Source organism: Ramlibacter sp. (assembly GCF_050250995.1).
GTDB lineage: Bacteria > Pseudomonadota > Gammaproteobacteria > Burkholderiales > Burkholderiaceae_C > Ramlibacter.
The window spans coordinates 150,960-175,612 of sequence record NZ_JBFWNP010000001.1 but is presented as its reverse complement, the minus strand read 5'-3'; the positions used below and the strand labels follow the sequence as shown (position 1 = coordinate 175,612).

The following is a 24,653-nucleotide window of genomic DNA, read 5'->3' as shown; positions in this document are numbered from 1 at the left end:
AACGATGACATCCACAGCATTCGGCCGCGCCGACGACGACGTCGTGCGCCAGGTCCGCGATTCGGCCGCGGACTATCTCGAAGGACGCGGCGGCCTCGCCGTGCCGCGCAAGCAGCGCACGTGGCCGGCGAGCGCGCCGCGCGTCGCCGAGTTCTCGCGCGACGAATGGCGCAGGATGGCGGAGCTGGGGTGGACCGGCATCCTCGTCGATGAATCGCATGGCGGCACGGCACTCGGCCTCGCGGCCGCTGCGGCCGTCGCCGCGGAAATCGGCCGCTGGGTCGCGCCCGAGCCGTTCACTGCAGTAGCCGGCATCGCGGCCACGCTGCTGGCCGGCTCGGACGTGCCGCTTGCAGCCGATTTGCGCAAGCGCATCGCGGGCGGCGAGGCCATCGTCGGCATCGCGCTCGGCGAACACGCGCGCGATGTGTACGAGCCCCAGTGCAAGCTCGCGCGCAGCGGCGCGCTCTCGGGTGAGAAGAAGTTCTGCACGCCCGTCGATCCGGTCGACGGCTGGATTGCGACGGTACGCGACGAGGACGGCCGCGTCGCGCTCGTGTATCTGGACGCTGCGGATGTTGCCGGGCGGATGCACAGGCAACCGGCCGCGGATGGCCGGCAACTCGGCACCTTGAAGCTCGACGGCCTGAAGGTCGGCGACGGTGCGGTCCTCCTGCGCGGTGCGGAGGCGGAGTCCGCGCTGCGACGCGCGGTCGCGGCCGGTCACCTGCTCCACGCCGCCGAACTCGGCGGCGCCGCGCAGCGCGTCCACGAGCTGACGCTCGACCACATCCGCACGCGCACGCAGTTCGGCAAGCCGCTCGGCGCGTTCCAGGTGCTGCAGCATCGCTGCGTGGACGTTCGCATCCAGCTCGAACTCGCGCAGGCCTCGCTGGCGCGCGCGGTGCGCGAAGGCGACGCGCTCGGCGACGGGGCGGCCGATGCGGCCCGCTTCGAGTCGTGCGCCACGCGCGCCCGCATGCGTGCCGCGAAGTGCGCCATGGCGGCCTCGCAGACCGCGGTGCAACTCTACGGCGCGATGGGCTACACCGACGAATGCGACGTGGGCCTGTTCTTCAAGCGCACCGTCACGCTGATGGGCCGGCTCGGCTCGCACGGCGAACTGCGCAAGCGCTGGACGGCGCTCGAAGCGCAGGGCGAAGCGCGGCCCGAGACCGCCGCGAAGTGGCAGGGCGAGTTCCCGCGCAATGCGGACTGGACGGCGATGCCCGAGGCGGAGTTCCGCGCGATGGCGCGCGCCTTCCTCGAGGCCCATTACCCCGCGCGGCTGCGCCACCTCGCGCACCGTCCCGGATGGCACGAGGTGAAGGAGTGGTTCCACATCCTGTCGAAGCAGGGCTGGATCGCGCCCCTGTGGCCGCCCGCGCACGGCGGCATGGGCCTGCCGCCGGACAAGATGCTGGCGTGGGTCGAGGAGCTGGAGGAATACGGCGCGGCCCCCCTGCCCAACCAGAGCCTCATCATGCTCGGCCCGCTGCTGCTGAAGCACGGCACCGACGCGCAGCGCGAGAAGTACCTGCCGAAGATCCTGAAGGGCGAGCACGTCTGGTGCCAGGGCTATTCGGAACCCAACGCGGGTTCGGACCTCGCGAGCCTGCGCACGCAGGCCGTGGTCGACGGCGGTCACTTCGTCGTGAACGGCCAGAAGATCTGGACGACGAACGCGCACGAGGCCACGCACATCTTCATGCTCGTGCGCACGAACAAGAACGTGAAGCCGCAGGCCGGCATCAGCTTCCTGCTGTGCGAGCTGGACACCCCCGGCGTGACCGTGCGCCCGATCCGCAACCTCGCGGGCATGGAGGAGTTCTGCGAGGTCTTCTTCGACAACGTGCGCGTCCCGGTCGAGAACATCGTCGGCGGCCTCGACAAGGGCTGGGAAGTGGCGAAGGCGCTGCTGGGCCACGAGCGCATCAACCAGGGCAGCCCCAAATTCCCGCAGGCCGCGCTGAACCACTACCGCAAGATGGCCGATGGCCTCGGTCTGTCGGGCGACGCCGAATTCGAAGGCCTGCATGCCGACTTCGCCATCGACCTCGCGGACCTGGGCGACCTGTACAGCCACTACGCGGAGTTCGTGAAGCGCGGCGAGCAACTGCCCGCCTCGGTGTCCATCCTCAAGGTGTGGGGAACGGAGACCTTCCAGCGGATCGGCGCGGCCATCGCGCAGCATGCGGGCGAGTACGCGGGCCTCGAAGGCGAGGTGGACGTCGGCGGCGAGCCGCTCTCCGTGCTCATGCCCTTGTGGAACGCCGTGCCGGCGTCCCTGTACGGCGGCACGAGCGAGGTGCATCGCAACATCCTCGCGAAGGCCGTGCTCGAACTGCCTTCGTAATGTGAAACAAGGCGCGTGCCGGAGTACGGAACGCGTGCAAATCCCGAGTTGATTCCGTGCCGTGCGCGTCCGAGACTGGCCGGATGAATCAAGATCAAGTCTTCGACGCCATCGTCATCGGCGCCGGCTTCTCGGGCATGTATGCGCTGCACAAGCTGCGCGGCCTCGGCCTGAAGGTCCAGGTGATCGAGGCCGGCGGCAGCGTCGGCGGCACCTGGTACTGGAACCGCTACCCCGGTGCGCGCTGCGACGTCGAGAGTCTCGAATACTCCTATTCGTTCTCCGAGGACCTGCAGCAGGAATGGAAGTGGCCGGAGAAGTATTCGACGCAGCCCGAGATCCTGCGCTATGCGGAGCACGTGGCGGAGCGCTTCGACCTGAAGCGCGACATGCGCTTCAACACGCGCGTGAAGTCCGCGCACTTCGACGAGAACACCTCGCTGTGGTCGGTCACCACCGACAAGGGCGAGGTACTCACCGCGCGCTGGTGCGTCATGGCCAGCGGCAACCTCTCGCTGCCGCGCGTGCCGGATTTCAAGGGCCTCGCCGACTTCAAGGGCAAGTGGTACCACACCGGCAAGTGGCCGCACGAGACGGTCGACTTCACCGGCCTGCGCGTCGGCGTGATCGGCACGGGCTCGTCGGGCATGCAGGCGATCCCGGTGATCGCGAAGCAGGCGAAGCATCTCACGGTGTTCCAGCGCACGGCGAACTTCAGCGTGCCGGCCGTCAACGGCCCGATCACCGCCGAGGAAGACAACGCGCGCAAGGCGATCTATCCGCAGTGGCGCGCAAACCAGCTGGCTTCGCCCTTCGGCATGGCCGGCCACCCGCCGCCGCCCAAGGGCGCGCTGGACGACACGCCCGAGGAGCGAGCGAAGAACTATGAAGTGCGCTGGAACATCGGCGGCAACATCGCCTTCCTTTGCGCGTACAACGACCTGCTGCGCAACAAGGATGCGAACGAGACGGCGAGCGAGTTCGTGCGGCAGAAGATCCGCTCCATCGTCAAGGACCCCGCCACCGCGGAAAAGCTCGCACCGAAGGACCACTACATCGGCACGAAGCGGCTCGTGGTGGACAGCGGCTACTTCGAGACCTTCAACCGCCCGAACGTGTCGCTCGTCGACGTGCGCAATTCGCCCATCGAGCGCATCACCGAAACCGGCATCCAGACGAAGGACGCGCACTACGAGCTCGATGCCATCGTGTTCGCGACGGGCTACGACGCGATGACCGGCGCGCTCTTCGACATCGACATCCGCGGCAAGGGCGGCGTGTCGCTGAAGGACAAGTGGAAGGACGGGCCGCGCACCTACCTGGGCCTCATGTCCGCGGGCTTCCCCAACATGTTCTTCATCACCGGGCCGGGCAGTCCGTCCGTGAAGACCAACATGATCTGCCACCTCGAGCAGCACGTGAACTGGATCGGCGATTGCGTGGGCTGGCTGAAGTCGTCGGGCCGCACCCGGATCGATGCGGACACCGAGCGCGAGAATCAATGGGTGGACCACGTCAACGAGGTCGCGAACAGCACCCTGTATCCGCTCGCGAGCTCGTGGTACACCGGCGCGAACATTCCCGGCAAGCCGCGCATCTTCATGCCCTACGTCGGCGGCCTCGACAAGTACAAGGCGGTGTGCGACGAGGTGGCCGCGAACGGCTACCGCAACTTCGTCGTCGCGTGAGCGCGGGCGAAGCGTCGCAGTCGCGGCCGTCCGCGCTGTTCTCTCCGCTGAAGCTGCGGGACGTCACGTTCCGCAATCGCCTCGTGGTGTCCCCGATGCAGGTGTATCGCGCGGGCCAGGACGGCATGGCGACGGACTGGCATTTCCAGCATCTCGCGAAGTTCGCGGTGGGCGGCTTCGCCGCCGTCGCCACCGAGGGATTGATCGTCGAGGCGCGCGGGCGCTGCACGTATGCGGATTGCGGCATCTGGAGCGACGAGCAGGTCGCGCCGCTGAAGCGGATCACCGCGTTCCTGCGCGAACACGGCACCGTCTCGATCGCGCAGATCCATCATGCCGGTCCGAAGTCCGCGCGGCGTCGCCCCTGGGACGGATTCAGCGCGCTCGATGCCGACGATGCGGCGCGCGGCGAGCCTGCATGGCAGCCGGTCGCTTCGTCCGACGGCTGCTACGTGACCGGCTGCCACGAGGCACGCGGCCTGCGCACCGAAGAGGTCGGCGAGATGCTCGCCACCTATGCCGCCGCGACACGGCGCGTCGATGCGGCCGGCTTCGATGCGATCGAGGTGCATGCGGCGCATGGCTACCTGATCCACTCGTTCCTTTCGCCGCTGACGAATTTCCGCACCGACGCGTATGGCGGCGACCTCGCCGGCCGCATGCGTTTCGCGCTCGAAGTGGCCGAGACGATTCGTGCGAACTGGCCGGCCGGCAAGCCGCTCTTCTTCCGCATCAGCGCCGTCGACGGCACGCCCGACGGCTCGGGATGGACGCTCGCCGACAGCTGCGCGCTGGCGCGCGAACTGAAGGCGCGCGGCGTGGACGCGATCGATTGTTCGTCGGGCGGCATCCGCACCGCGAGCTCGCTGCTCGCGAAGGGCGGCGTGCCGATGAAGCTGAAGCGCGGCTACCAGGTGCCGTATGCCCGCACGATCCGCGCGGAAGCCGACATCGCCACGATGGCCGTCGGCGTCATCGTCGATGCGCAGCAGGCCGAGCAGATCGTGGCCGATGGCAGTGCGGATCTCGTCGCTTTGGCGCGCGAGGCGCTTGCGAATCCGCACTTCGCCGTCCAGGCCGCGCACACACTCGGCGTGGATCGGGATTGGAGCCTCATGCCCGAGTCCTACGGCTGGTGGCTGGCGCAGCGGGAGCGGGCGGGCGTCGAGTAGCGCCTCTCGCGCTTCAGGGAATCCCCGCGCCTGCAAGCGCCACACGGCAACGGCGCAGCCTGCCGTCGCGCCGGGGATTCGCCTTGTCCGTTTCGTCCATGTGCGCGGTGCCCATCACCAGTTCGCGCCGGTCTTCTCCGGCGAGCACGCAGGAAATCGCGCGCTCGCCGTCGAGCACGATCTCCTCGCGGGCTAGCCCCGATGGATCGATGTATCGGAACTTGCCGTCCCAGAGCAGCGCCACCCACAGGCCCCCTTCGCTGTCGAGGCACAGGCCATCCGGGCGCGCCGCAAGCCGTGCGTGCGTCGCTCGACCGACGACCGTGCCGTCCGGCGACAACTGCAGCGCGGTGACGCATTCGCCGAAAGTCTCCGCGAGAAACAGGCTGCGGTGATCCGGGCTCATCGCGAGACCGTTGGGGAAGCGCACCGACTCGACCGCCACGCGCGCCTCTACGCCGGGACGCCAGGAGATGAGGCGCCCCGGCGCTTCCGGCTCGCCCTTCAGCAGGTCGAAGCCGGTGTCGCCCACCCAGGCCCGGCCCTGCCCATCCACGATCATGTCGTTCAGCAGGCCGCGCGCGAGCGGGCTCAAGTCGGCGGCGAGGGTGAGCCCGCCATCCGGACCGACCCACCAGAGCTTTCGATCCAGTGCGCCGGCGACGAGCAGCCGCCCGTCCGGCATGAAGCCGAGGCCCGCAGGGCGACCCGGCACGTGCGCCACATTCGCCACGGTCCCGTCCGGCGCAAGACGCACGACGCGGAAATGGTGAACGTCGGAGAACCAGAGACTGCCGTCGTGCACGCGCGGAGACTCGGGCCAGGCGAGTCCGCCGTGCAGCAGCACCTCGGTGCCGATCACAGGGCGCCCGCCGCGGCCTTTGCGGGCGATGGCGGCTCGGACGCTTCCAGGTCGAGGGCCTTCAGGAGGATTTCGCTCGTGCGGTTGAAGTGCGCGGCCAGCATATCGCAGGCCTTCTGCGCGTCGCGCGCGATCACCGCTTCCATCATCCGCAGGTGCTCCTCGTTCGTGTCGCGCCGGCTCTGCTGCAGCGGCACCGATAGCCGGCGATAGCGCTCGGCCTGCGCGAACAACTGCGCGCGCAGGCGCAGCAGCCAGGGGCTGTCGCAACTCGCGATGAGGGCCGCGTGAAAGCGCGAATGCACCGAGGACCACGATTCGGTCATGCGCGCGCTGGCGGGCTGCGTCTCGTCGGCGAAAGCCTTCTCGGGTGTGCGCGACAATTCGTGCCAGGCCGCCAGGAGTTCCGACTCCCAGCGCAGGTCGCCGAGTTCGATGGCGCGCCGCAGACACAGGCTCTCGATCTCGATCCTCACGCGCGTGAGGTCCTTCAGTTCCGCGGCCGAGATCGGGCACGCGCGGAAGCCTTTCTGCGGCTCCGACACCACGAGCCCCTCGGACGCGAGACGCGAGAGCGCCTCGCGCACCGCGCCCTGGTTGGCGCCCAGGCGCTCGATCAGCTCATGGATCTTCAGCTTCTGCCCGGGACGCACGGCGCCGGAGAGCACGTCGTCGCGCAACTGTTCATACGCTGCGTGGGTGAGGCTGCTTCCGCCGGTGATCTTTTTCAATTCCATGGTTTTCCCTCGGATGCCCGGCATCGTATCAAAAAAAGTTGACTTTGGAAAGAAAGTAGATATTCTACGGAAAGTCGATATTGCTCCTTGAGCTCAACGGAAGGATTTGAATGCGGTTCGTTTCAATTCAACAGGGCGTGCGGCGCGCCGTGGCGCTCGCGGATGCCGAAGGCGCGCTGAGGGGCTACTGGCAGGGCGAGCCGGGGTATCCGGGGTCTCTCGACGCGTACGTCGCCCGAGGCGCAGGCGGCCTTCGCGATCTCGCGGGACTGCTCGCCGCCGGCACGCGCATCGATGCTGCCGGGGCCACCTACCTTCCCGTGCTCTCGGGCGAGGGCCGCAAGATCATCTGCGTGGGCCTCAACTACAAGGACCACGCCGCCGAGAGCGGCTACAAGTCGCCCGACCATCCGACGCTCTTCGTCCGTTTCGCGTCCAGCCTCGTCGGACACGGCGCGCCCATCGTGCGTCCGTCCGATTCGACGCAGCTGGACTTCGAGGGCGAGCTCGTCGCCGTCATCGGCAAAGGCGGCCGCCGCATCCCGCGCGAACGCGCGCTCGACCATGTCTGCGCGTACTCCATCTTCAACGACGGCTCGGTGCGCGACGTGCAGCACCGCACGCCGCAATGGACGCTCGGGAAGAATTACGACGGCACCGGCGCGTTCGGACCGCAGCTCGTGACCGCCGACGAGCTTCCGCCCGGCGGCGCGGGCCTGCGCATCCGCACGCGCCTGAACGGCCAGGTCGTCCAGGACGCCTCGACCAGCGACCTCGTCTTCGACGTCGCGACGCTGGTTCGCGACATCAGCGCCGCCGTCACGCTCGAACCTGGCGACATCCTCGTCACCGGCACGCCTTCGGGCGTGGGCGCTGCGCGCAAACCGCCGCTGTGGATGAAACCCGGCGACGTCTGCGAAGTCGAGATCGAAGGCCTCGGCATCCTGCGCAACCCCATCGTCGACGAAGCATCCGCAGCGTCCTGAATCCTCGAACCCAACGAAGCCCAACGGAGACAAGCACCATGAGCACTCGCACCTTCCTCAAGGCCATTGCGGTCACGCTACTCGCCGGCAGCGCGCTGCTGGCGCAGCAGCCGGCTTTCGCCCAGGCCCCCGCGCCGAAGCGCGTCGCGCTCCTCGTCGGGCCGACGCAGGACAAGTACATCGGCGCGTGGTCGAAGGCCTTCACGGAGGCCGCCGCACCCAAGGGCATCACGACAACGGTGTTCTCGAGTCCCTTCGATCCCGCGCTGCAGGCGCAGCAGGTCGACGACGCGCTCGCGCAGAAGTTCGACATGCTCGTGGTGCAGACGATCAGCCAGAAGGCCATCGTGCCGGCGCTGACGCGCGCGAAGGCTGCCAAGGTCCCGGTCGTCCTGATCATCTCGGAGTTCCCCGGCAACGAATCGGCCGACCTGTACCAGAGCTACATCGGCACGAACTCCGGCCGTCTCGGCGAACTCGCGGGCGAAGCGATCGGCAAGGCCATGACCGCGAGCGGCCGGCCCAATGCGCGCATCGCCGCCATCACGGGCAGCATGGCCGAAGGCATTGCGCCCATGCGCATGGACGGCATGAAGCGCGCGCTGGCCCGTTACCCCGGCATCCAGATCGTGGCGGTGGAAGACGTGAAGTGGAACCCCGCGCAGGCCGAACGCACTGCGGGGCAGGTGCTGGCGCGATTCGGCGCGCAAGGCGGACTCGACGGCATCTACGGCATGAACGACAGCCTGGCCAATGGCGCGATTCAGGCGGCGCTGGCCGCGGGCGTGAAGCTCGGCGCCGAGAAGGGCGCGCTCACCGTGGTCGGCGGCAATTGCCAGGCGCCGGGCGTGAAGAACCTGCAAGAGGGCCGGATGGCCGCTTCCGTGCGGATGATCCCCGCCGAAGAAGCGCGCCTGGCCGCCGCGCGTATCCGCGACTTCTTCGACGGCAAGACGCTCGAGAAGCGCCACTACATCGAGCACGAGATCATCACGCAGGCCAATCTCGTGAAGACCGCGGCCGACTGTTCCTACTGAGCCGGCCGTGACGCAGGCGATGCAAGCGCAGCCCGTGCTGACCGCGCGGGGCTTGAGCAAGCGGTTCGGCGCGGTGCAGGCGCTCGACGGCGTCGACTTCACCTTGCATGCCGGCGAGATCCGCGCGGTGTGCGGCGAGAACGGCGCCGGCAAGAGCACTTTCATCAAGCTGCTCACCGGCGTGTACCAGCCCGATGCGGGCGCGGTGCGCGTCGGCGCGCGCGAGGGCATGCGCTCGCCGCGCGAAGCGCAGGCGGCGGGCATTGCGCTGGTAGCGCAGGAGCTGAGCGTCTGTCCCGACCTGAGCGTCGAGGACAACATGTGGCTCGGCACGATCGGCGTGCCCCTGTTCCATCGCCGCGCAGCGCTGCGGCAGAGGGCGCGTCAGGTGCTGGACCTGCTCGGCATGCAGACGCTCCCGCTCGACACGCCCCTCACGCGGCTGAGCCTGGGCGAGCGGCAGATGGTCGAAATCGCACGCGCCCTCAGCCGCGACGCGGAGGTGCTGCTGCTCGACGAGCCGACGGCCACCCTGTCGGACACCGAGATCGCGAAGGTGCTCGACGCGCTGCGCGCCTTGCGGCGCGAGGGCCGCGCGATCCTCTACATCACGCATCGCATGGGCGAAGTGTTCGACCTGTGCGACTCGGTCACGGTGCTGCGCAACGGCAAGCACGTGGCGACCCGTCCCGTCGCGGGGCTGAACCGGCGCCAGCTCGTCGAGTTGATGCTCGGTCATGCGCCCGCCGCGCCCGCTGCGCGCGCACTCGCCACCGGCGCGGCCCCGCAGCTCGAGGTGGCGGGCCTTTCGGTGCCGGGGCGCGTGCACGAAGCGAGCTTCGGCGTGCCGGCGGGCGCCGTCGCCTGCATCGTCGGCCAGGTGGGCTCGGGCGCCGAGGACGTCGTCCGCGCGATCGCGGGGCTCGAATACACCGCGATGGGCTCGGTCGCCGTGCGCGGGCGCGAACTGACGCTCGGTTCGCCGGCAGCGGCGGCCCGCAAGGACGTGCTGTACGTCTCGGGCGATCGCGCGGGGGACGGGCTGTTCCAGGAACTCAGCGTGGAAGAGAACATGGTGGCCACTCGCCTGCGGCGCTACGCGCGCGGAGGCGTGCTGCAGCGGCAGGCGCTTCGCCGCAAGGCGCTCGAACTCGCGGAGCGAGTTCGCGTCGATGCACGGCGCCTTCGTTCGCGCACTGGCGATCTCAGCGGCGGCAACCAGCAGAAGATCGCCTTCGGGCGCTGCATCGATCGGGGCGAACCCGGCGCCATCGTGATGGTGGAGCCGACCCGCGGCATCGACGTCGGCGCGCGCGAGGACATCTACGCGCTGATGCAGCGGCTCGCGGGCGCAGGCCACGCGCTGCTCGTGGCGTCCACCGACCTGGAGGAAGTGCTGGCGATCGGCGACTCCGTGGTCACGATGTTCCGCGGGCGCGTGGTGGGTCGATACGCGCGCGGCGAGATCGACTTGGCCGGATTGGTGGCCGACATCACCCACCCGGCAGGAGCGGCCGCATGAAATCGACCACCGGCGCGCTCTCGATGCCGCGCGAATCGCGCCCGTCCCTCGGCGCATTGGCGAAGCGCCTCGCCTGGCCCGTGCTCGTGCGCGGCATCGCCCTGCTGGCGCTGTTCGCATGGGCCCTGGCCACGCCGGGCTTCTTCTCGAAGACGAGCCTGCTCGCGCTGCTCACCACCGTCGCCTTCATCGGCTGCGTGGCCGTGGGCATGACGTTCATCACCCTGACCGGGAACATCATGTCGTTCAGCCTCGGCGTCACGCTGTCGGCCGCGACCATGGTGTTCGTCGCCGCCCTGCCGTCCGGCGTGCTGCCGGCCATCGCGCTGACGCTCCTGTTCGGCGGCGCGGTGAGCGGCCTGCAAGGCTGGATCGTCGGCTACTTCCGCGCCAACCCCATCATCGTCAGCATGGCGGCGATGGCGCTGATCACCGGCGCGGCGACGTGGCTGTCCGAAGGCCGCGGGCTGTATCTGGAGGGCGGCGCGTCGGACTGGCTGAAGGGCTCGGTCGGTCCGGTGCCGGGGCCGCTGGCGGCGCTGCTGGCACTGACCGCCGCCGGCCAGTTTGTTCTCTCGTTCACCCGCCTCGGCCGCCAGATCTACCTGATCGGCTCGAACCCGCGCGCCGCGCGTGCCGCGGGCATCGAGCCCTGGCCGACGATCGTGTTCGCGTACGTCACCGCGGGCGTGTTCACGGCTATCGCCGCGGTGCTGATTGCCGCGCGCTACGGTTCGGGCGACATGCAGCACGGCATCGGCTACGACTACCACGCCATCAGCGCCATCGTGCTGGGCGGCACGGCGATCCAGGGCGGCCGCGGCTCCGTCGTGCATACGCTCGTCGGCGCCCTGCTGCTGGCGAGCGTGCAGGGCCTGCTGCTGCTGCACGGCTTCAGCACCGCGATGCAGCATCTGCTGACCGGTCTGCTGGTGCTGTTCGCCATCTTGCTGCAGTACCGGGGAGGCACGCGATGACGAGGATGTCGACATGGCTCGCACGGCCGGCCGTGCGCCCCCTGCTGCTGTTGCTGGTGGTCGTGGCGGGACTGCTGCTGGCCGACGGCGCACAGGGCCGCGTCTGGAGCGCCGCGACGGCGTACAGCGTGCTCCAGCAGTTCGCGACGCTCGGTCCGCTCGCGCTCGCGCTCGGCCTGACGATGATGGCGCGCGAGTTCGACCTGTCGATCGGCGGAACGCTCAGCCTCGCCGGTTGCGTCGCCGTGCTGGCGGGCACGACGAGCCCGCTCCTCGGGTTGATGCTGGCGGTGGCGCTCGGCGCGACGGCGGGTCTCGTCCAATCGGGCCTGATGTTGCGCGTGGGCCTGGGCTCGATCAGCGTCACGCTCGGCGGCCTGCTCGTGCTCTCCGGCCTCGCCTACGTCGTCACCAACAACGAAACGATCTCCTATGCGCGCAGCGACGTCGTCGCCGCCGTCAACGACCGCGTCGGCGGTGTGTTCTCCTGGCGCAGCCTGCTCGCGCTCGCGGTGTTTGCCCTCGCCGAGTTCGTCGTGTCGTGGACACGCATCGGCCGCGACCTGCTCGCGGTGGGCAGCGACCGCCGTGCCTCGGCGACCGCGGGCGTGCCGGTGACCGCGATCCTGTGCGGCACTTTCGCCGTGGCCGGCATGCTCGCCGCAGGCAGCGGCGCCCTGCTGAGTTTCAGCCTCGCCGCGGCGTCGCCGCTCGCCCTGGCCGACACGCTTGCGCCCGCAGCCGCCGCTGCAATCGTGGGCGGCGTGTCGCTGCAAGGCGGCCGCGGCCGCCCGCTGGGTATCGCCGCCGGTGCGCTCGTGCTTTGCGTCCTGCGCTCGGGCCTGACCGCGATGGGCGTCGCGCCTTGCGTGCACGACATTGCCACCGGCGCCGTGCTGCTGGCCGTCGCGTTCGCCGACAGCGACGACCTCCGCATGCGCTGGCACCTGCTGTGGCGCCGCGCGCAGCCGCGCCGCCCGATCACTCCCTCGAACACCTAAGGAAAACCTCTCCATGATCCGATACCTGAAGAAGGGCCGCGACGTCGAAGCCCTGGCCGCCGCGGACGCGAAGGTGCGCAGCACCGTCGAAGACATCCTGCGGGCCGTCGGCGAGCGCGGCGACGACGCCGTGCGCGAGTACTCCTCCCGCTTCGACAACTGGTCGCCCGCGGACTTCCGCCTGACGGACGAGCAGATCCAGGCCGCCATCGCGACCCTGAGCCCGCAGGAACTCGCGGACATCCGTTTCGCGCAGGCGCAGATCCGGGGCTTCGCGCAGAAGCAGCGCGACACGATGGTCGAGCTCGAGGTCGAGACGCTGCCGGGTGTGGTCCTCGGCCACAAGCACATCCCGGTGAATGCCGTGGGCTGCTACATCCCCGGCGGCAAGTACCCCCTGATCGCCTCCGCGCACATGAGCGTGCTCACGGCGAAGGTCGCGGGCGTGAAGCGCGTGGTCGCAACGGCGCCTCCGTTCCTGGGCGCACCGCATCCGGCGATCGTCGCCGCCATGCATCTCGCGGGAGCGGACGAGATCCTGGTCCTGGGCGGCGTGCAGGCCGTGGCTGCGATGGCGCTGGGCACCGGCACCATCGCGCCGGTGGACATGATCGTCGGCCCCGGCAACATGTACGTGGCCGAAGCCAAGCGGCAGCTGTTCGGCCGCGTTGGCATCGACCTCCTCGCCGGTCCGACGGAAACGCTGGTCATCGCCGACGATTCGGTGGATGCCGAGCTGTGCGCGGTGGACCTCCTGGGCCAGGCCGAGCACGGCCCGACGACACCCGCCGTGCTCCTCACGAATTCGGAAGCGCTCGCGCGCGCGACGCTCGCCGAAGTCGAACGCCAGCTGTCCATCCTGCCCACGGCCGACATCGCGCGCGTCGCGTGGGCCGAGAACGGCGAGGTCATCGTCTGCGACACGCCCGACGAGATGGTTGCGAAGGCGGACGAGCTGGCTTCCGAGCACGTGCAGGTCATGACGCGCGATCCGGATCTCTTTCTTCGGCGCATGACCAACTACGGCGCCTTGTTCCTCGGGCCGCGCACTAACGTGTCCTTCGGCGACAAGGTGATCGGCACCAACCACACGCTGCCGACGAACAAGGCGGCGCGCTACACGGGCGGTCTCTGGGTGGGCAAGTTCATCAAGACCTGCACCTACCAGCGCGTGCTGACCGACGAGGCATCGGCCACGATCGGCGCATATTGCTCGCGCCTGTGCCACATGGAGAACTTCGCCGGACACGGCGAGCAGGCCAACATCCGCGTGCGCCGCTACGGCAAGCGCCCCGAAGTGGCCTGGTACGAGCCGGTGGCCGCGGGCTGACGATGCGCGAGACGAAACTCGGCGCCGACATGCCCCGCACGCCGTCCTGGCGCCTCGATGGCCGTCGTGCGCTCGTGACCGGCGCGGGCCGCGGCATCGGCATGGCGGCCGCGGTGGCGCTCGCGGAAGCGGGCGCCGACGTCACGCTGGTGGCGAGGTCCGCGCCCGAAGTGCAGGGGGTCGCCACCGCGCTGCGCGCGGCCGGTCATCGCGCGTCGGCGGCCACGCTCGACGTCACCGATGCCGAGTCCGTTGCGCGCTTCGTGCGCGAGACCGGACCGTATCCGATACTCGTCAACAACGCGGGGACGAACCGGCCCGCGCCGCTCACGGACACGCCGGACGGCGACATCGACGTGATGCTCGACCTCAACGTGCGCGCGGCGCTGGTCGTCGCGCGCGAGGTGGTGCGCGGACTCGTCGCGGCGGGGCAGGGCGGATCGATCATCCAGATCTCGTCGCAGATGGGGCACGTCGGCGCGGCGCGGCGCACGGTGTACTGTGCGAGCAAGCACGCGCTGGAAGGCATGACCAAGGCCCTCGCCTGCGAGGTGGGCCCGCATGGCATTCGGGTCAACAGCGTGTGCCCGACGTTCATCGCGACCGACATGACGCGGGCGCAGCTGGAGCGGCAGGATTTCCGCGCGGAGGTGCTCGCGAAGATTCCGCTCGGCCGGCTGGGCGAGTTGTGCGACATCATGGGGCCGGTGGTGTTTCTCGCGAGCGACGCGGCGGCCCTGATGACCGGCGCGTCGCTGCTGGTGGATGGCGGCTGGACGGCCGCCTGAGGACGAGGAGATTCCATGGATTCCGATCTGCTGGCGGTGCACTCGGTCGACCGGTTCGAGCTTGCCGTTCCCGATCTCGCGCAGGCCGAGCGCTTCTATGCCGCTTTCGGCCTCGAGGTCGCACGACAACCGGATGCGCTGGTGATCGGCGCGGCAGGCGCCGACCACGCGGTGATGCGCGTGACGCGGGGTGAACGCAAGAAGCTGCTCGCGGTGCGCTTCGGTGTCCACCCGGGGCAACTCGCCCGTTTCGCGGAGCATCTGCGGGCGCGTGGCATCGCTTCCGCGACGAATTCTCCGCGCACGCTGAGCTTTCGCGATCCGGACGGTCTCGCGATCGAGTTGGTCGAGACGCGCAAGACCTCTCCCGACGCCCCGATGTCGCCGCAGCCGCGCGGTCCGGCGCCCAAGCGCAGCGCCGCCGCGGCGGTGCGGCCGGCGGGGCTGTCGCATCTGCTGCTGTTCACCGCGGACGTCGGGCGTGCCATCGATTTCTACCGCGACGCGCTGGGCCTGCGGTTGTCCGACCGCGCGGGCAGCAACATCGCTTTTCTCCACACGCCGCATGGCAGCGATCACCATCTCGTCGCCTTCGTGACGTCCGACGGTCCGGGGCTGCATCACAGCAGCTGGCGCGTGCGCTCGCTCGACGAGGTGGGCCACGGTGCGATGCAGATGGCGGCCCAAGGCTTCGATCAGGGCTGGGGCGTGGGCCGCCACGTCCTCGGCTCGAACTATTTCTACTATGTCCGCGACCCGTGGGGTGGCTGGGCCGAGTACTCGTGGGACATGGATTTCATCGCGGCCGGCGCCGAGTGGCCAGCGGGGGATCACGAGGACGAGGACGCGTTCTACATCTGGGGCCCGCCCCCGCCGGCGGGCTTCGCCGACAACACGGAACTGACGGCACCGGCGGTCTGAGACCGCAAGACGAAGGAGACGAGCAATGCAAGGGGAAGAAATGCACGACGTGATCCAGCTGGGGCGCGGCCCCGTCGGCATGGTGTCGGCGGCGCTGCTGGCGCAGGCGGGGCACCGCGTCGCGATGGTCGAGAAGCACGAGGGGCTGTACGGCCATCCGCGCGCGGGCCACATCGACCACGAAATCGCGCGCGTGCTCGCGTCGATCGACAGCGCCGAGGACGTGCTCGCCGACGCCGAGGCGCCGATGGACTACGTCTGGAAGAACGCGCAGGGTGAGAAACTGATCGAATTCGCGTGGGGCGCGCAGGGCGTGAGCGGCTACAACGCCGACTACATGATGTTCATGCCGCTGATCGATGCGGCCCTGGCGCGGCGGCTCGAGAACGATCCCAGGGTCGAACGGCTGTACGGATGGCAGGCCATGGAGGTGATCCAGCACGCGGACCACGTCGAAGTGGTGCTGCGGCGTACGCGCCCCGCGGGCGGGCCGGCGGGCCTCGAACTCACCGGCGAAGAGCGGCGCATCTTCGGGCGCTACGTCATCGCCTCCGACGGCGCCAACAGTCCGGTGCGCCGCCAGCTCGGCATCGAACAGGACGACCTCGGCTTCAACGAGCGCTGGCTGGTGGTCGACGCGCGGCGCAAGCGCGAGCTGCGCCGCTTCGATCCCGATTGCGGGCAGATCTGCGACCCGCGGCGACCGGTGACCATCCTGCCCCTGGGCAAGCGCCATCGCCGCTGGGAGTGGTACATGTTCGAGAACGAGCGTCCCGAGGATTTCTCGCGTCCCGAGAAGGCGTGGGAACTGCTGGCGGAGCAGGGCGTGACGCCCGACGACGTGGAGATCGTGCGCCAGTTGCCGTATGTCTTCAGCGCCCATCACGCGCGCCGCTGGAGCGACGGCCGCATCTTCCTCATGGGCGATGCGGCGCATACCATGCCGCCCTTCATGGGCCAGGGGATGTGTTCGGGCATTCGTGATGCGGCCAACCTCGGCTGGAAGCTCGACCTCGTGCTTCGCGGCATTGCCGCCCCGTCGCTGCTCGATGCCTACCAGCAGGAGCGTTCGCCGCATGTGCGCGACTGGACGCTGATCTCGATCGAGTCGGGCAAGTTGCCGTGCACGGTCGACCCGGTGGCCGCGCAAGAGCGCGACCAGCGCTTCCGCGACGGCTGGCTGCCGCCGATGCCCGACTTTCCGAAGCTGACCGAAGGCGTTCTTCACCGCGGCGCCGACGGGAGCCTGCGCTCCCCGGTCGGCGACCTCGGCGTGCAGGGCCGCGTGCAGTGGCGGGGGCGCTTCGACCGGCTCGACACCTTCCTGCCACGCGGCAGATTCACGATGATCTCCATGGCGGCCGATCCCGCCACATCGATCCCCGCGCACGCGCGTGTAGCGGTGGATCGCCTCGGCGTGCTCTTCGTGCAGATCACGCCGGAGATGGACGTCGACTGCACGTACCGCCGCTTCTTCGACGCACATGGCATCGAGGCGATGCTGGTGCGGCCAGACTTCTATGTGTTCGGTGCGGGGACGATGGCGGAAATGCCGGCGATTGTGGACGATCTGCTGTCGCAGCTGAAGTAGCGGGATGCCGAGCTGCTGGCGATGCAGTTGGATGAAGACATTGAATTCGATCGGCCGTGTATCTCGCTGACGCTTCGCCCGGCCGAGTTCGGTTGAGTGGATGGTGCTCGCCGAATCGGCTCAGCGACGCTTGGCTTTCGGCCATTGCTGCGCAGCATGCAGCACCCGCAGAATGGCGAGGACATCGTCGGGCTCGTGCCGGTACACCATGACGTAGTTCGGCCTGACGACGACTTCGCGCGTGCCCTTGACGCGCCCCGGCCGATAGAGCGCAGGGTTTTGCCGGGCCAACTCTGCCTTCGCCTCGAAGGCGTCATCCAGTTCGATCGCTGCCGCGGGATTGTCCCGGGCGATGTAGTCCATGATGGCTGCGCGGTCGTCAACGGCCATCGGCTTCCATTCCAGCCGCGTCAACTCTTGCCTTGAGCCTGAATTCCCCGACGAAGCGCAGCCTTCCTCGCGGCCATTTCGGCGGAGACGTGTTCATGCGGAATTCCAGGTCGGGCATCGTCGATGCTGGCTTGCACTTCCTCTCGAAACCAAGCATCGTAGGCAACTGCTTCGTGAGCGCGCTTCATCGCTTCGGCACGATCTGGCCTGCTATAGGTGTTGGACGCAGTGGGGTCGAAAGCCGAGGCATCGACATCGAATCGCGCGATGCCCATCTCTTTCAGATACGAGACGAGCGTTTCCAGCCGACGCCACATTCTCGCTTGACGACTGCGGTGAGCGGCCAGGACACTTTCCACCGCGCCATAACGAATCCGCAAGATCCAGCCGCCGTCTTGACCCACGACGCGCGCGCCTCGAACGGTACCCGCTTGGACGAGCTGGGTCAGAGTGGAGTGATCGATGGTTTGCGTCGTCATGCTTTTTGATGTGTCGGCACCGGCAGCCAATAGATCTGATTATGCGCGAACAATAGAAGTTCGCGAGCTCAGCGCTTCAACCCCAGCAACTCCCGCGCAATCACCCAGCGGTGGATCTCGTTCGGCCCTTCGTAGATCCGCCCCAGCCGCGCCAGGTCCGCCATCGCCTGCAGCGGCATCTCCATCGTCACGCCCATCGCGCCGTACAGCTGGATCGCGTGGTCGATCACGTCCCATGCCATCTCGGTCGCGGCGACCTTGATCATCGACACCTGCGCACGCGCTTCCTCGCCGCGATCCACGCGGGCCGCCGCTTCGTAGATCATGAGGCGGCAGGCGTGGATGCGCATCGCCGCGTCGGCGATCCAGTTCTGCACGGTCTGGCGCTCCGACAAGGGCACGCCGAACGTGCGGCGCTGCGGTGCATACTCGATCATCATGTCGAGCGCGCGCTGCGCCCGGCCGACGTTCCACGCGGCGATCTGCACGCGCCGGGACGACAGGCGCGACTGCATCGGGCCGAATCCGTAGCCTTCCTTGCCCAGCACCTGCGCCGACGGCACGCGGCAGTTCTCGAAGATCAGCTCGAAGGTGGAGGCGCCCGCCACCATCGGAATGCGCCGCTCGACGATCAGGCCCGGCGTTCCCTTGTCCACGATGAAGGCGGAGATGCCGCCCTTCACGCCGCGCTCCTTGTCCGTCACGGCCATGACGATGAACCAGTCGGCCTTGTCGGCGCGGCTGATCCAGATCTTGCGGCCGTCGATCACCCAGTGGTCGCCGTCGCGCGTCGCGCGCGTGGTGAGGCCTGCGGGGTCGGTGCCCGCGCCGGGCTCGGAGATCGCCATCGCCGATTGCGTCTCGCCGCGCGCGTACGGGGCGAGGTACTTCTCGCGCTGCGCGTCGCTGGCCGAGCGCAGCAGCATGATCAGGTTGGGCGAGTCGGGCGCGAGTTCGTAGGGCACGATCGTCCTGCCGAATTCCTCGTTCACGCCGACCATCGCCGTCACCGGCAGGTCATGGCCGCCCAACTCCGTGGGCGCATCGAGCCCCCACAGGCCCAGCTCGCGCGAGAGGTCGTCGAGGCGCTTGCGCTCTTCGGGCAGCAGCTCGAGCTTTCCCGTCGTCAGCTCGCGCTTCTGCAGCGCGGGCTCCAGCGGGATCAGCTGCTCGCGCACGAAACGCGCGACCAGCTCCTTGAGCATGCGGTGCTCTTCGTCCAGTTCGAAATTCATCGCGCGCGATCCGTCAGCTGAGCGTGAGGCCGCCGGTGGAGCTCACCGTGGCGCCCGTGATGTACTTCGAATCGTCGGTGGCGAGGAACGCGATCACCGAGCCGATGTCCTCCGAACCGGCCACGCCCAGCGGGCTGCGCGATTCGATCTTCTCGTACTGCTTCTGGTTCTGCTCGTTCAGGCCGCCCGCGGACATGAGGTCCCACGACGGCGTGTCGCGCACGATCGTGACGCACACGCAGTTGACGCGGATGCGGTCCTTCGCCAGTTCCTTCGCCAACACCTTCGTCGACATGATCAGGCCGCCGGCCCAGGTGGACGTGCCGGTCTGTCCGGGCGTCGGCACGCGGCCGCCCTCGGACGCGACGAAGACGACGCTGCCGCCGCCGCGGTCCGCCATGTAGGGGAGCGCGGATTGAACGGGCTGGAGCTTGCCGAGGGTGGTGTCCGCGATGGCCTTCGTCACCTTGAGGAGGTCGATCTTGCGGAAGGGTCCGCGCACGTCGGGCTGGCGCAGGTCGTTGTCGCGCGCGCCCGCGTTGGAGACGACCATGTCGATGCCGCCGAACACGCGCGCCGCTTCGGCGCACACGCGGTCCATGTCCTCCTTCGACAGCGCATCGCCCGGGGCGAAGATCGCTTTCGCGCCGAGCTTCTCGATTTCCGCGACGACGGCGGCGCCCTTGGCGGGGTCGCGGCCGTTCACCACGATGTTCGCGCCGCGCGCAGCCAGCCGCAATGCGGCGCCGCGTCCGATGCCGCCGGTCGATCCGGTGATGAAGGCCACCTTGCCTTGAAGTCCTGCCATGTCGAAGTCCTTTCCGTGTTCGTGAGTCAGATGACGCCCGCGGCCTTCCACGCCGCGAGCGTTGCGGCGTCGATGCCCAGCCAGTCGGCGTAGACCGCTTCGTTGTGTTCGCCCAGCCGGGGCGCGGCCGCGCCATGCCCGTATTCCGCGCGATGGAACTTCAGCGGGATGCCGACGGTCTTGAGTCCCTTCACCGCGCCGATGTCCGGGTGGATGGTGTCGACGACCTCCCGCCGCTCGTTCACCACGGGCTCGTTCAGCGCATCGGCCGGCGTGCGTACCTTCGACACGGGAATGTCCGCCGCGACCAGCAGGCGCTCGATCTCGTCGGCGGTCTTGTCGGCGCACCAGGCGTCGACGATTGCGTTGATCTCGGGCTGGCGCTTGCAGCGTTCGGCGAGTGTGGCGTAGCGCGGGTCCTCGATCATCTCGGGCCGGCCCATCACGCGATAGAACGAATGCGCGAAGGGCTCGCGGGCGCCGGCGCCGATCGCGACGTAGCCGTCCTTGCAGGGGAATATGCCGAACGGCGTGGCCCGCGCATGGTGGTTGCCGGTGCGCGTGGGCATGCCCAGGCGCTCCATCGCCTGCCATTCCTCGACGGCGAGCAGGCCCGTCATGCTGCCCAGCATCGACACGTCGACGTACTCGCCGTCGCCCGTCGCGTTGCGGCGATGCAGCGCCGCGTTGATCCCCATCACCGCGAAGAGCGGCGCGATCAGGTCGCCGAGCGTGAAGCCCACGCGGATCGGCGGATCGCCTTCGCTGCCGTTGGCCATGGTGAAGCCGCTCATGGCCTGGACCACGATGTCGAGCGCCTTGCGCTCGCCCATCGCGCTGTCGGCCCCGAACCCGCTCAGCGAGCAGTAGATGACCTTCGGATTGATCGCGCGCGTGGTCTCGTAGCCGATGCCGATGCGGTCGGCGGTGCCGCTGGCGAAGTTCTCGACGACCACGTCGGCGCGCGAGGCGAGCTGGCGGTAGATCTCCTTCGCCTCGGGCTTCTTCAGGTCGAGGGTGATGCTGTGCTTGCCGCGGGCGCGATTGAGCATCGGCAGCGACATCGCATCCGGGTGCTCCTTCCACATGCTCAGTTCGCCGTCGGGCCCGACGAAGGGCGAATAGCCGCGCACGGTGTCGCCCTTCTTCTCCTCGATCTTGATCACCGTGGCGCCCATGCCCGCGAGCAGGTAGGTGATGAAGGGGCCCGCGAGCTGCGTGGTGAAGTCGAGCACGACCACGCCTTCGAGCGGGCCGCGGTTGTGGACGGGAAGATTGCTGGCCGATTCCGTTGTCATGTGTCTCCTGGGGCGGAATGCGCGCGTCTTGCGCGACCATGGATCCTCGCATTGGATCGCGCGGCGCGACACGGGTGAAGCCCTCGCCGCCTATGTCTGGTATAAGCAGCGCCTATATGAGCAGGGCTTCCGACCGCGGCCGCCTCGCGCGCGTCGACCTCACGATGGTCGCGACGCTGAAGGCGATCTTCGACACCGGCAAGGTGTCGAAGGCGGCCGACGCGCTCGGCGTCACGCAGCCGTCCGTCAGCCAGAACCTCAAGCGCCTGCGCGCCTACTTCAACGACGAACTCTTCGTGCGCAGCGGCAACTCGCTGCAGCCGACCGCGCGCGCGCTGGCGCTGCAGCCGCTGGTCGCGCGGCTCATGCGCGACATCGACCTCATCTCGCAGCCGCCGGACGATTTCGACCCGGCCGCGGCGAACCGCGAATTCATCATCTGCATGTCCGAGGCCGCGGAGTACGTCGTGCTGCCGCGCCTCGCGGCGCTGTTCGCCGAGCAGGCGCCGGGCTGCAGCATCCGCGGCACGCGCCTGCCGCAGCCGCAGCTGATGCAGGCGCTGGAGAAGGGCGAGGTGGATCTCGCGGCCGGCATCCTGCTGGGCGCGGACCGCTCGCTGCGGCAGACGCGCCTCATCGACTTCGGCTTCGTCTGCCTGGTGTCGGCGAACGGCCGCTGGGCCAAGACGCCGCTCACGCGGCAGGCCTACACCGAGAGCCGGCACGTGCTCGTGCAGCGCATCACCGACGCGGACGACCCCATCGGCGAGCGGCTGCGCGTGAAGGGCATCCACCGCAGCATCGCGCTGACGGTGGCGAACGACTTCGTGGCGGCGCGCGTGGTGGCGGACACCGACCTGATCTGCACCGTGACGGTCCCCGTGGGCCGGCAGCTCGCCGCCTTGTTCCCGGTCGGGCTGCAGCCGCCGCCGGTCGAACTCGGCCGCATGTCGAGCCGCCTGATCTGGCACGAGCGCTTCCAGCGCGATGCGAGCCACATGTGGTTGCGCAAGATCGTGGAGAACGTGTACCGCGACGCGCTGGCCTGAGGCCGCGCGCGCCTGCCTTCGACATTAGCGAACCTTATGCGCCGCATAGGCCTTGCCCCCTTCCGCCGCGCGCGCGAACCCGGTTGAATACGGCCTCATGTGGCCTCTTACCTCCATGCTCTTCCTCCCCGCTCACAAGCTCGAGTGGGTCCGCAAGGTCGACCGGTACAAGCCGGACGCCGTCATCCTGGACCTCGAGGACGCGGTGCCGCCCGCGCTCAAGGTCGAAGCACGCGATCTCGCGCGTGAAGGCATCGCGCTGCTGAAGGGCATGGGCATCGCGCCCTTCGTGCGCATCAACGGCTGGGGCGAGGGCGGCGCGGAGGACGTCGCGCGCGCCGTGGTCCCGGGCATCGCCGGCATCGTGCTGCCCAAGGCGAACGACGCGGGCCAGATCCGCGAACTCGACCTCGCCATCGCGCATGCCGAAGGCGCGAACGGCATCGCGCTCGGCACGGTGGACATCGTGCCGATTCCCGAGACGACGCAAGGCGTGTACCACGCGCATGCGCTCGCGTCGGCCAGCAGGCGCTGCAAGGGGCTGATGGGCATGTGCGGCCCCGTCAACGGCGACGTCGCGCGCGCGATGGGCTTCATTCCGACGATGGAAGGCCACGAGCAGATGTACCTCGCCTCGAAGACGATCCTCGACAGCCGCGCGGGCGGCGCGCCTTACCCGATGGGCAGCATCATCGGCACGCGGCTCGACGACCTGGACTCGGTGCGCACGCTGTGCGTGCGCGCCAAGCAGTTCGGTTTCTCCGGCGCGGTGCTCATCCACCCGAGCCACGTGGCGGTCGCGAACGAAGTCTTCGCGCCGTCGGCCGACGAAGTGGAATACGCCGTGGGGCTGCTCGAAGCGATGCGAGCGGCGGAGAAGACCGGTTCGGCGGCCGTGGCCTACCGGGGCGCGATGGTCGATTACGCGATGGAGCCGCAGGCGCGCGCCGTGATCGCGCAGGCCAGGCGCCGCGGCATGGCCGTGCGCGCCGTGGAAGGAGAATGACGATGGCCGACACCCGAATCGATGCCGGCCAGGTGCTGGCGGAATACGTGACGCGTGCGCGCTTCGAGGACTTTCCCGCGACGGCCATCGCCGCGACCAAGCGCTCGATCTTCGACACCGTCGGCGTCATGCTCGCGGGCGGCGGCCCGGCCGCGAACGCGAAGGGCATCGTGAAGATGCTCGCCGCCTGGGGCGGCACGCCCTCGTCCACGGTCATCGGCCACGAAGTGAAGCTGCCGCCGCCGCACGCCGCGTTCGCGAACGCGGCGATGGCGCACCAGTACGACTTCGACGATGCGCACGATGCGGGCGCGACGCACCCCTCGGGCAACTCGTTCGCGGCGGCGCTCGCGCTCGCCGAGGAACGCGGCGCGAACGGCCGCGACCTGCTCACGGCCACGCTGCTGGGCAACGAGATCGTCTGCCGCGCCGGCATCGCGGGCGAGGGCGCGCTCTACGACATCGAATTCCTCTGGCCCGCCATCACCGCGATCTGGGGTTCGACGACGGCGGCCGGCCGCCTGATGGGGCTGGACGCCGACACGCTGCGCGCCGCCTACGGCCACACGCTGCACCAGGCGGGCACGACGCTCGAATGCCTGTACCGCCCCGGCTCCGACATGCGCGGCTTCCGCGACGGCCTCGCGGCGCGCAACGGCGTGACGGCGGCGTTCCTCGCCGAGGCGGGCCTGCGCGGCGACGCCGAGCCCTTCGAGGGCAAGTACGGCTTCTTCGGCGCGTTCTTCAAGGGCCGCTACAACCGCGAGCGCCTCGTCGGCGAACTCGGAAAGCGATACGAGGTCGAGCGCATCACGATCAAGCCCTGGCCGTCGGCGCGCGAGACGCACGCGACCCTGCAGGCGCTGCTCGAACTGCGCGACAGGCATCGCATCGAGCCCGATGCCATCGAGAAGGTCGTCATGCGCGTCGGCGCGACCAACCTCGGCTGCTGCGAGCCCGCCGAGCTGCGCCGCCGGCCGACGGTGCGCATGGATGCGCTCTTCAGCCTGCCCTACGGCGGCGCCGTCGCGCTCACGCACGGCCACGTGCGGCTGTCCGCCTTCCAGCCCGAGGGCATGAAGGACGAGCGCGTGCTGGCGCTCGCGCAGCGCATGACCTGGGAGGTGAACGAAGCGCAGTCGCACGATGGCACCATCGAGCGCGGCGACGTGGCGATCCACCTGCGCAACGGCGACGTGCTGCGCCACGAGGTGCGCCACGCGATGGGCCATCCGGACCATCCGGTGTCCGACGACGTGCTCATGCGCAAGTTTCTCGACTGCGCGGCGCTGGCGCCGCGGCCGCCGACCGAGGCGCAGGCGCGCGAGTTCTGGAACGTGGTGCAGGACCTCGAGAGCCTGCCGGCGAAGGCCTTCGGCGACGCGTTGCGTTCGCTGTCTTCCTAGCCTTCAGGTCGACT

The 24,653-nt window shown here is 69.1% G+C and carries 22 protein-coding genes; 15 read left to right on the top strand and 7 right to left on the bottom strand.

Annotated elements, in window-relative coordinates; all coding sequences use genetic code 11:
* Window positions 1–4: 4 nt before the first annotated feature.
* The 3 genes from AB7E83_RS00860 (at window position 5) to AB7E83_RS00850 (ending at window position 5,216) form a co-directional block, all read left to right on the top strand.
* Window positions 5–2,356 (top strand): acyl-CoA dehydrogenase, encoded by a 2,352-nt coding sequence (locus tag AB7E83_RS00860; RefSeq protein WP_428564142.1) that lies wholly within the window; start codon window positions 5–7, stop codon window positions 2,354–2,356.
* A gap of 83 nt (window positions 2,357–2,439) precedes the next feature.
* Window positions 2,440–4,044, top strand: coding sequence for a flavin-containing monooxygenase (locus AB7E83_RS00855; protein ID WP_428564139.1), 1,605 nt, complete (start codon window positions 2,440–2,442; stop codon window positions 4,042–4,044).
* Window positions 4,041–5,216 (top strand): NADH:flavin oxidoreductase/NADH oxidase, encoded by a 1,176-nt coding sequence (locus AB7E83_RS00850; protein WP_428564136.1) that lies wholly within the window; start codon window positions 4,041–4,043, stop codon window positions 5,214–5,216. The genes AB7E83_RS00855 and AB7E83_RS00850 overlap by 4 nt, the downstream gene beginning before the upstream one ends.
* Window positions 5,217–5,229: 13 nt before the next feature.
* On the opposite strand, the gene AB7E83_RS00845 is transcribed toward AB7E83_RS00850, so the two are convergent.
* Together AB7E83_RS00845 and AB7E83_RS00840 are read right to left on the bottom strand one after the other, a co-directional pair.
* Window positions 5,230–6,078 carry an SMP-30/gluconolactonase/LRE family protein gene (locus tag AB7E83_RS00845; RefSeq protein WP_428564133.1) on the bottom strand — a complete coding sequence of 283 codons (849 nt, stop codon included), beginning with the start codon at window positions 6,076–6,078 and terminating at the stop codon, window positions 5,230–5,232.
* The gene (locus tag AB7E83_RS00840; protein ID WP_428564130.1) at window positions 6,075–6,815 is read right to left on the bottom strand and encodes a GntR family transcriptional regulator; all 741 of its coding nucleotides are present in this window, start codon (window positions 6,813–6,815) and stop codon (window positions 6,075–6,077) included. The genes AB7E83_RS00845 and AB7E83_RS00840 overlap by 4 nt, the downstream gene beginning before the upstream one ends.
* Window positions 6,816–6,925: 110 nt before the next feature.
* Here AB7E83_RS00840 and AB7E83_RS00835 point away from each other — a divergent pair, with 110 nt between their 5' ends.
* From AB7E83_RS00835 to AB7E83_RS00795, 9 genes are read left to right on the top strand one after another with little or no spacing between them, the layout of a single operon-like run.
* The gene (locus AB7E83_RS00835) at window positions 6,926–7,801 is read left to right on the top strand and encodes a fumarylacetoacetate hydrolase family protein (RefSeq protein WP_428564127.1); all 876 of its coding nucleotides are present in this window, start codon (window positions 6,926–6,928) and stop codon (window positions 7,799–7,801) included.
* A gap of 38 nt (window positions 7,802–7,839) precedes the next feature.
* On the top strand, window positions 7,840–8,838 hold the full coding sequence (locus tag AB7E83_RS00830) for a sugar ABC transporter substrate-binding protein (RefSeq protein WP_428564124.1): 999 nt from the start codon (window positions 7,840–7,842) through the stop codon (window positions 8,836–8,838).
* Between the two features lie 7 nt (window positions 8,839–8,845).
* On the top strand, window positions 8,846–10,360 hold the full coding sequence (locus tag AB7E83_RS00825; RefSeq protein WP_428564121.1) for a sugar ABC transporter ATP-binding protein: 1,515 nt from the start codon (window positions 8,846–8,848) through the stop codon (window positions 10,358–10,360).
* Complete coding sequence (locus tag AB7E83_RS00820) at window positions 10,357–11,337, top strand: ABC transporter permease (protein WP_428564118.1); 981 nt, start codon at window positions 10,357–10,359, stop codon at window positions 11,335–11,337. Before AB7E83_RS00825 ends, AB7E83_RS00820 begins: the two co-directional genes overlap by 4 nt.
* Entirely contained in the window at window positions 11,334–12,338 is a 1,005-nt protein-coding gene (locus AB7E83_RS00815) for an ABC transporter permease subunit (protein WP_428564115.1), read from the top strand. Before AB7E83_RS00820 ends, AB7E83_RS00815 begins: the two co-directional genes overlap by 4 nt.
* A 13-nt stretch (window positions 12,339–12,351) precedes the next feature.
* Window positions 12,352–13,668 (top strand): histidinol dehydrogenase, encoded by a 1,317-nt coding sequence (gene hisD / locus AB7E83_RS00810; RefSeq protein ID WP_428564112.1) that lies wholly within the window; start codon window positions 12,352–12,354, stop codon window positions 13,666–13,668.
* A 2-nt stretch (window positions 13,669–13,670) separates the two neighbouring features.
* Window positions 13,671–14,456 carry an SDR family NAD(P)-dependent oxidoreductase gene (locus tag AB7E83_RS00805; protein ID WP_428564109.1) on the top strand — a complete coding sequence of 262 codons (786 nt, stop codon included), beginning with the start codon at window positions 13,671–13,673 and terminating at the stop codon, window positions 14,454–14,456.
* A 15-nt stretch (window positions 14,457–14,471) separates the two neighbouring features.
* Window positions 14,472–15,377, top strand: a complete 906-nt coding sequence (locus tag AB7E83_RS00800) for a VOC family protein (RefSeq protein WP_428564106.1) — start codon at window positions 14,472–14,474, stop codon at window positions 15,375–15,377.
* A 25-nt stretch (window positions 15,378–15,402) separates the two neighbouring features.
* Entirely contained in the window at window positions 15,403–16,968 is a 1,566-nt protein-coding gene (locus tag AB7E83_RS00795) for a bifunctional 3-(3-hydroxy-phenyl)propionate/3-hydroxycinnamic acid hydroxylase (RefSeq protein ID WP_428564103.1), read from the top strand.
* Window positions 16,969–17,088: 120 nt separating this feature from the next.
* On the opposite strand, the gene AB7E83_RS00790 is transcribed toward AB7E83_RS00795, so the two are convergent.
* From AB7E83_RS00790 to AB7E83_RS00770, 5 genes are all read right to left on the bottom strand, one after another.
* Window positions 17,089–17,382: a type II toxin-antitoxin system RelE/ParE family toxin gene (locus AB7E83_RS00790; RefSeq protein WP_428564100.1), complete on the bottom strand. Its 294-nt coding sequence runs from the start codon at window positions 17,380–17,382 to the stop codon at window positions 17,089–17,091.
* The gene (gene relB / locus AB7E83_RS00785; RefSeq protein WP_428564097.1) at window positions 17,379–17,837 is read right to left on the bottom strand and encodes a type II toxin-antitoxin system RelB family antitoxin; all 459 of its coding nucleotides are present in this window, start codon (window positions 17,835–17,837) and stop codon (window positions 17,379–17,381) included. The genes AB7E83_RS00790 and relB overlap by 4 nt, the downstream gene beginning before the upstream one ends.
* Window positions 17,838–17,905: 68 nt before the next feature.
* A complete protein-coding gene (locus AB7E83_RS00780; RefSeq protein ID WP_428564094.1) occupies window positions 17,906–19,072 on the bottom strand; it encodes an acyl-CoA dehydrogenase family protein in 1,167 nt (388 codons plus the stop codon).
* Between the two features lie 13 nt (window positions 19,073–19,085).
* Entirely contained in the window at window positions 19,086–19,880 is a 795-nt protein-coding gene (locus AB7E83_RS00775) for an SDR family NAD(P)-dependent oxidoreductase (RefSeq protein WP_428564091.1), read from the bottom strand.
* Window positions 19,881–19,906: 26 nt separating this feature from the next.
* Window positions 19,907–21,178 (bottom strand): CaiB/BaiF CoA transferase family protein, encoded by a 1,272-nt coding sequence (locus AB7E83_RS00770; protein WP_428564088.1) that lies wholly within the window; start codon window positions 21,176–21,178, stop codon window positions 19,907–19,909.
* Between the two features lie 116 nt (window positions 21,179–21,294).
* On the opposite strand from AB7E83_RS00770, the gene AB7E83_RS00765 reads away from it, so the two are divergent.
* From AB7E83_RS00765 to AB7E83_RS00755, 3 genes are all read left to right on the top strand, one after another.
* On the top strand, window positions 21,295–22,227 hold the full coding sequence (locus AB7E83_RS00765; protein WP_428564085.1) for a LysR family transcriptional regulator: 933 nt from the start codon (window positions 21,295–21,297) through the stop codon (window positions 22,225–22,227).
* Window positions 22,228–22,324: 97 nt separating this feature from the next.
* A complete protein-coding gene (locus AB7E83_RS00760) occupies window positions 22,325–23,233 on the top strand; it encodes an HpcH/HpaI aldolase/citrate lyase family protein (RefSeq protein ID WP_428564082.1) in 909 nt (302 codons plus the stop codon).
* 2 nt (window positions 23,234–23,235) lie between these two features.
* Window positions 23,236–24,639, top strand: a complete 1,404-nt coding sequence (locus tag AB7E83_RS00755; RefSeq protein ID WP_428564079.1) for an MmgE/PrpD family protein — start codon at window positions 23,236–23,238, stop codon at window positions 24,637–24,639.
* Window positions 24,640–24,653: the final 14 nt, after the last annotated feature.

Bases quoted from the DNA above. Each gene is read 5' to 3' on its own strand.
- AB7E83_RS00860 (WP_428564142.1), top strand. From the start codon at position 5: ATGACATCCACAGCATTCGGCCGCGCCGACGACGACGTCGTGCGCCAG.
- AB7E83_RS00855 (WP_428564139.1), top strand. From the start codon at position 2,440: ATGAATCAAGATCAAGTCTTCGACGCCATCGTCATCGGCGCCGGCTTC.
- AB7E83_RS00840 (WP_428564130.1), bottom strand. From the start codon at position 6,815: ATGGAATTGAAAAAGATCACCGGCGGAAGCAGCCTCACCCACGCAGCG.
- AB7E83_RS00835 (WP_428564127.1), top strand. From the start codon at position 6,926: ATGCGGTTCGTTTCAATTCAACAGGGCGTGCGGCGCGCCGTGGCGCTC.
- AB7E83_RS00830 (WP_428564124.1), top strand. From the start codon at position 7,840: ATGAGCACTCGCACCTTCCTCAAGGCCATTGCGGTCACGCTACTCGCC.
- AB7E83_RS00820 (WP_428564118.1), top strand. From the start codon at position 10,357: ATGAAATCGACCACCGGCGCGCTCTCGATGCCGCGCGAATCGCGCCCG.
- AB7E83_RS00815 (WP_428564115.1), top strand. From the start codon at position 11,334: ATGACGAGGATGTCGACATGGCTCGCACGGCCGGCCGTGCGCCCCCTG.
- hisD (WP_428564112.1), top strand. From the start codon at position 12,352: ATGATCCGATACCTGAAGAAGGGCCGCGACGTCGAAGCCCTGGCCGCC.
- AB7E83_RS00805 (WP_428564109.1), top strand. From the start codon at position 13,671: ATGCGCGAGACGAAACTCGGCGCCGACATGCCCCGCACGCCGTCCTGG.
- AB7E83_RS00800 (WP_428564106.1), top strand. From the start codon at position 14,472: ATGGATTCCGATCTGCTGGCGGTGCACTCGGTCGACCGGTTCGAGCTT.
- AB7E83_RS00795 (WP_428564103.1), top strand. From the start codon at position 15,403: ATGCAAGGGGAAGAAATGCACGACGTGATCCAGCTGGGGCGCGGCCCC.
- relB (WP_428564097.1), bottom strand. From the start codon at position 17,837: ATGACGACGCAAACCATCGATCACTCCACTCTGACCCAGCTCGTCCAA.
- AB7E83_RS00780 (WP_428564094.1), bottom strand. From the start codon at position 19,072: ATGAATTTCGAACTGGACGAAGAGCACCGCATGCTCAAGGAGCTGGTC.
- AB7E83_RS00775 (WP_428564091.1), bottom strand. From the start codon at position 19,880: ATGGCAGGACTTCAAGGCAAGGTGGCCTTCATCACCGGATCGACCGGC.
- AB7E83_RS00770 (WP_428564088.1), bottom strand. From the start codon at position 21,178: ATGACAACGGAATCGGCCAGCAATCTTCCCGTCCACAACCGCGGCCCG.
- AB7E83_RS00765 (WP_428564085.1), top strand. From the start codon at position 21,295: ATGAGCAGGGCTTCCGACCGCGGCCGCCTCGCGCGCGTCGACCTCACG.
- AB7E83_RS00760 (WP_428564082.1), top strand. From the start codon at position 22,325: ATGTGGCCTCTTACCTCCATGCTCTTCCTCCCCGCTCACAAGCTCGAG.
- AB7E83_RS00755 (WP_428564079.1), top strand. From the start codon at position 23,236: ATGGCCGACACCCGAATCGATGCCGGCCAGGTGCTGGCGGAATACGTG.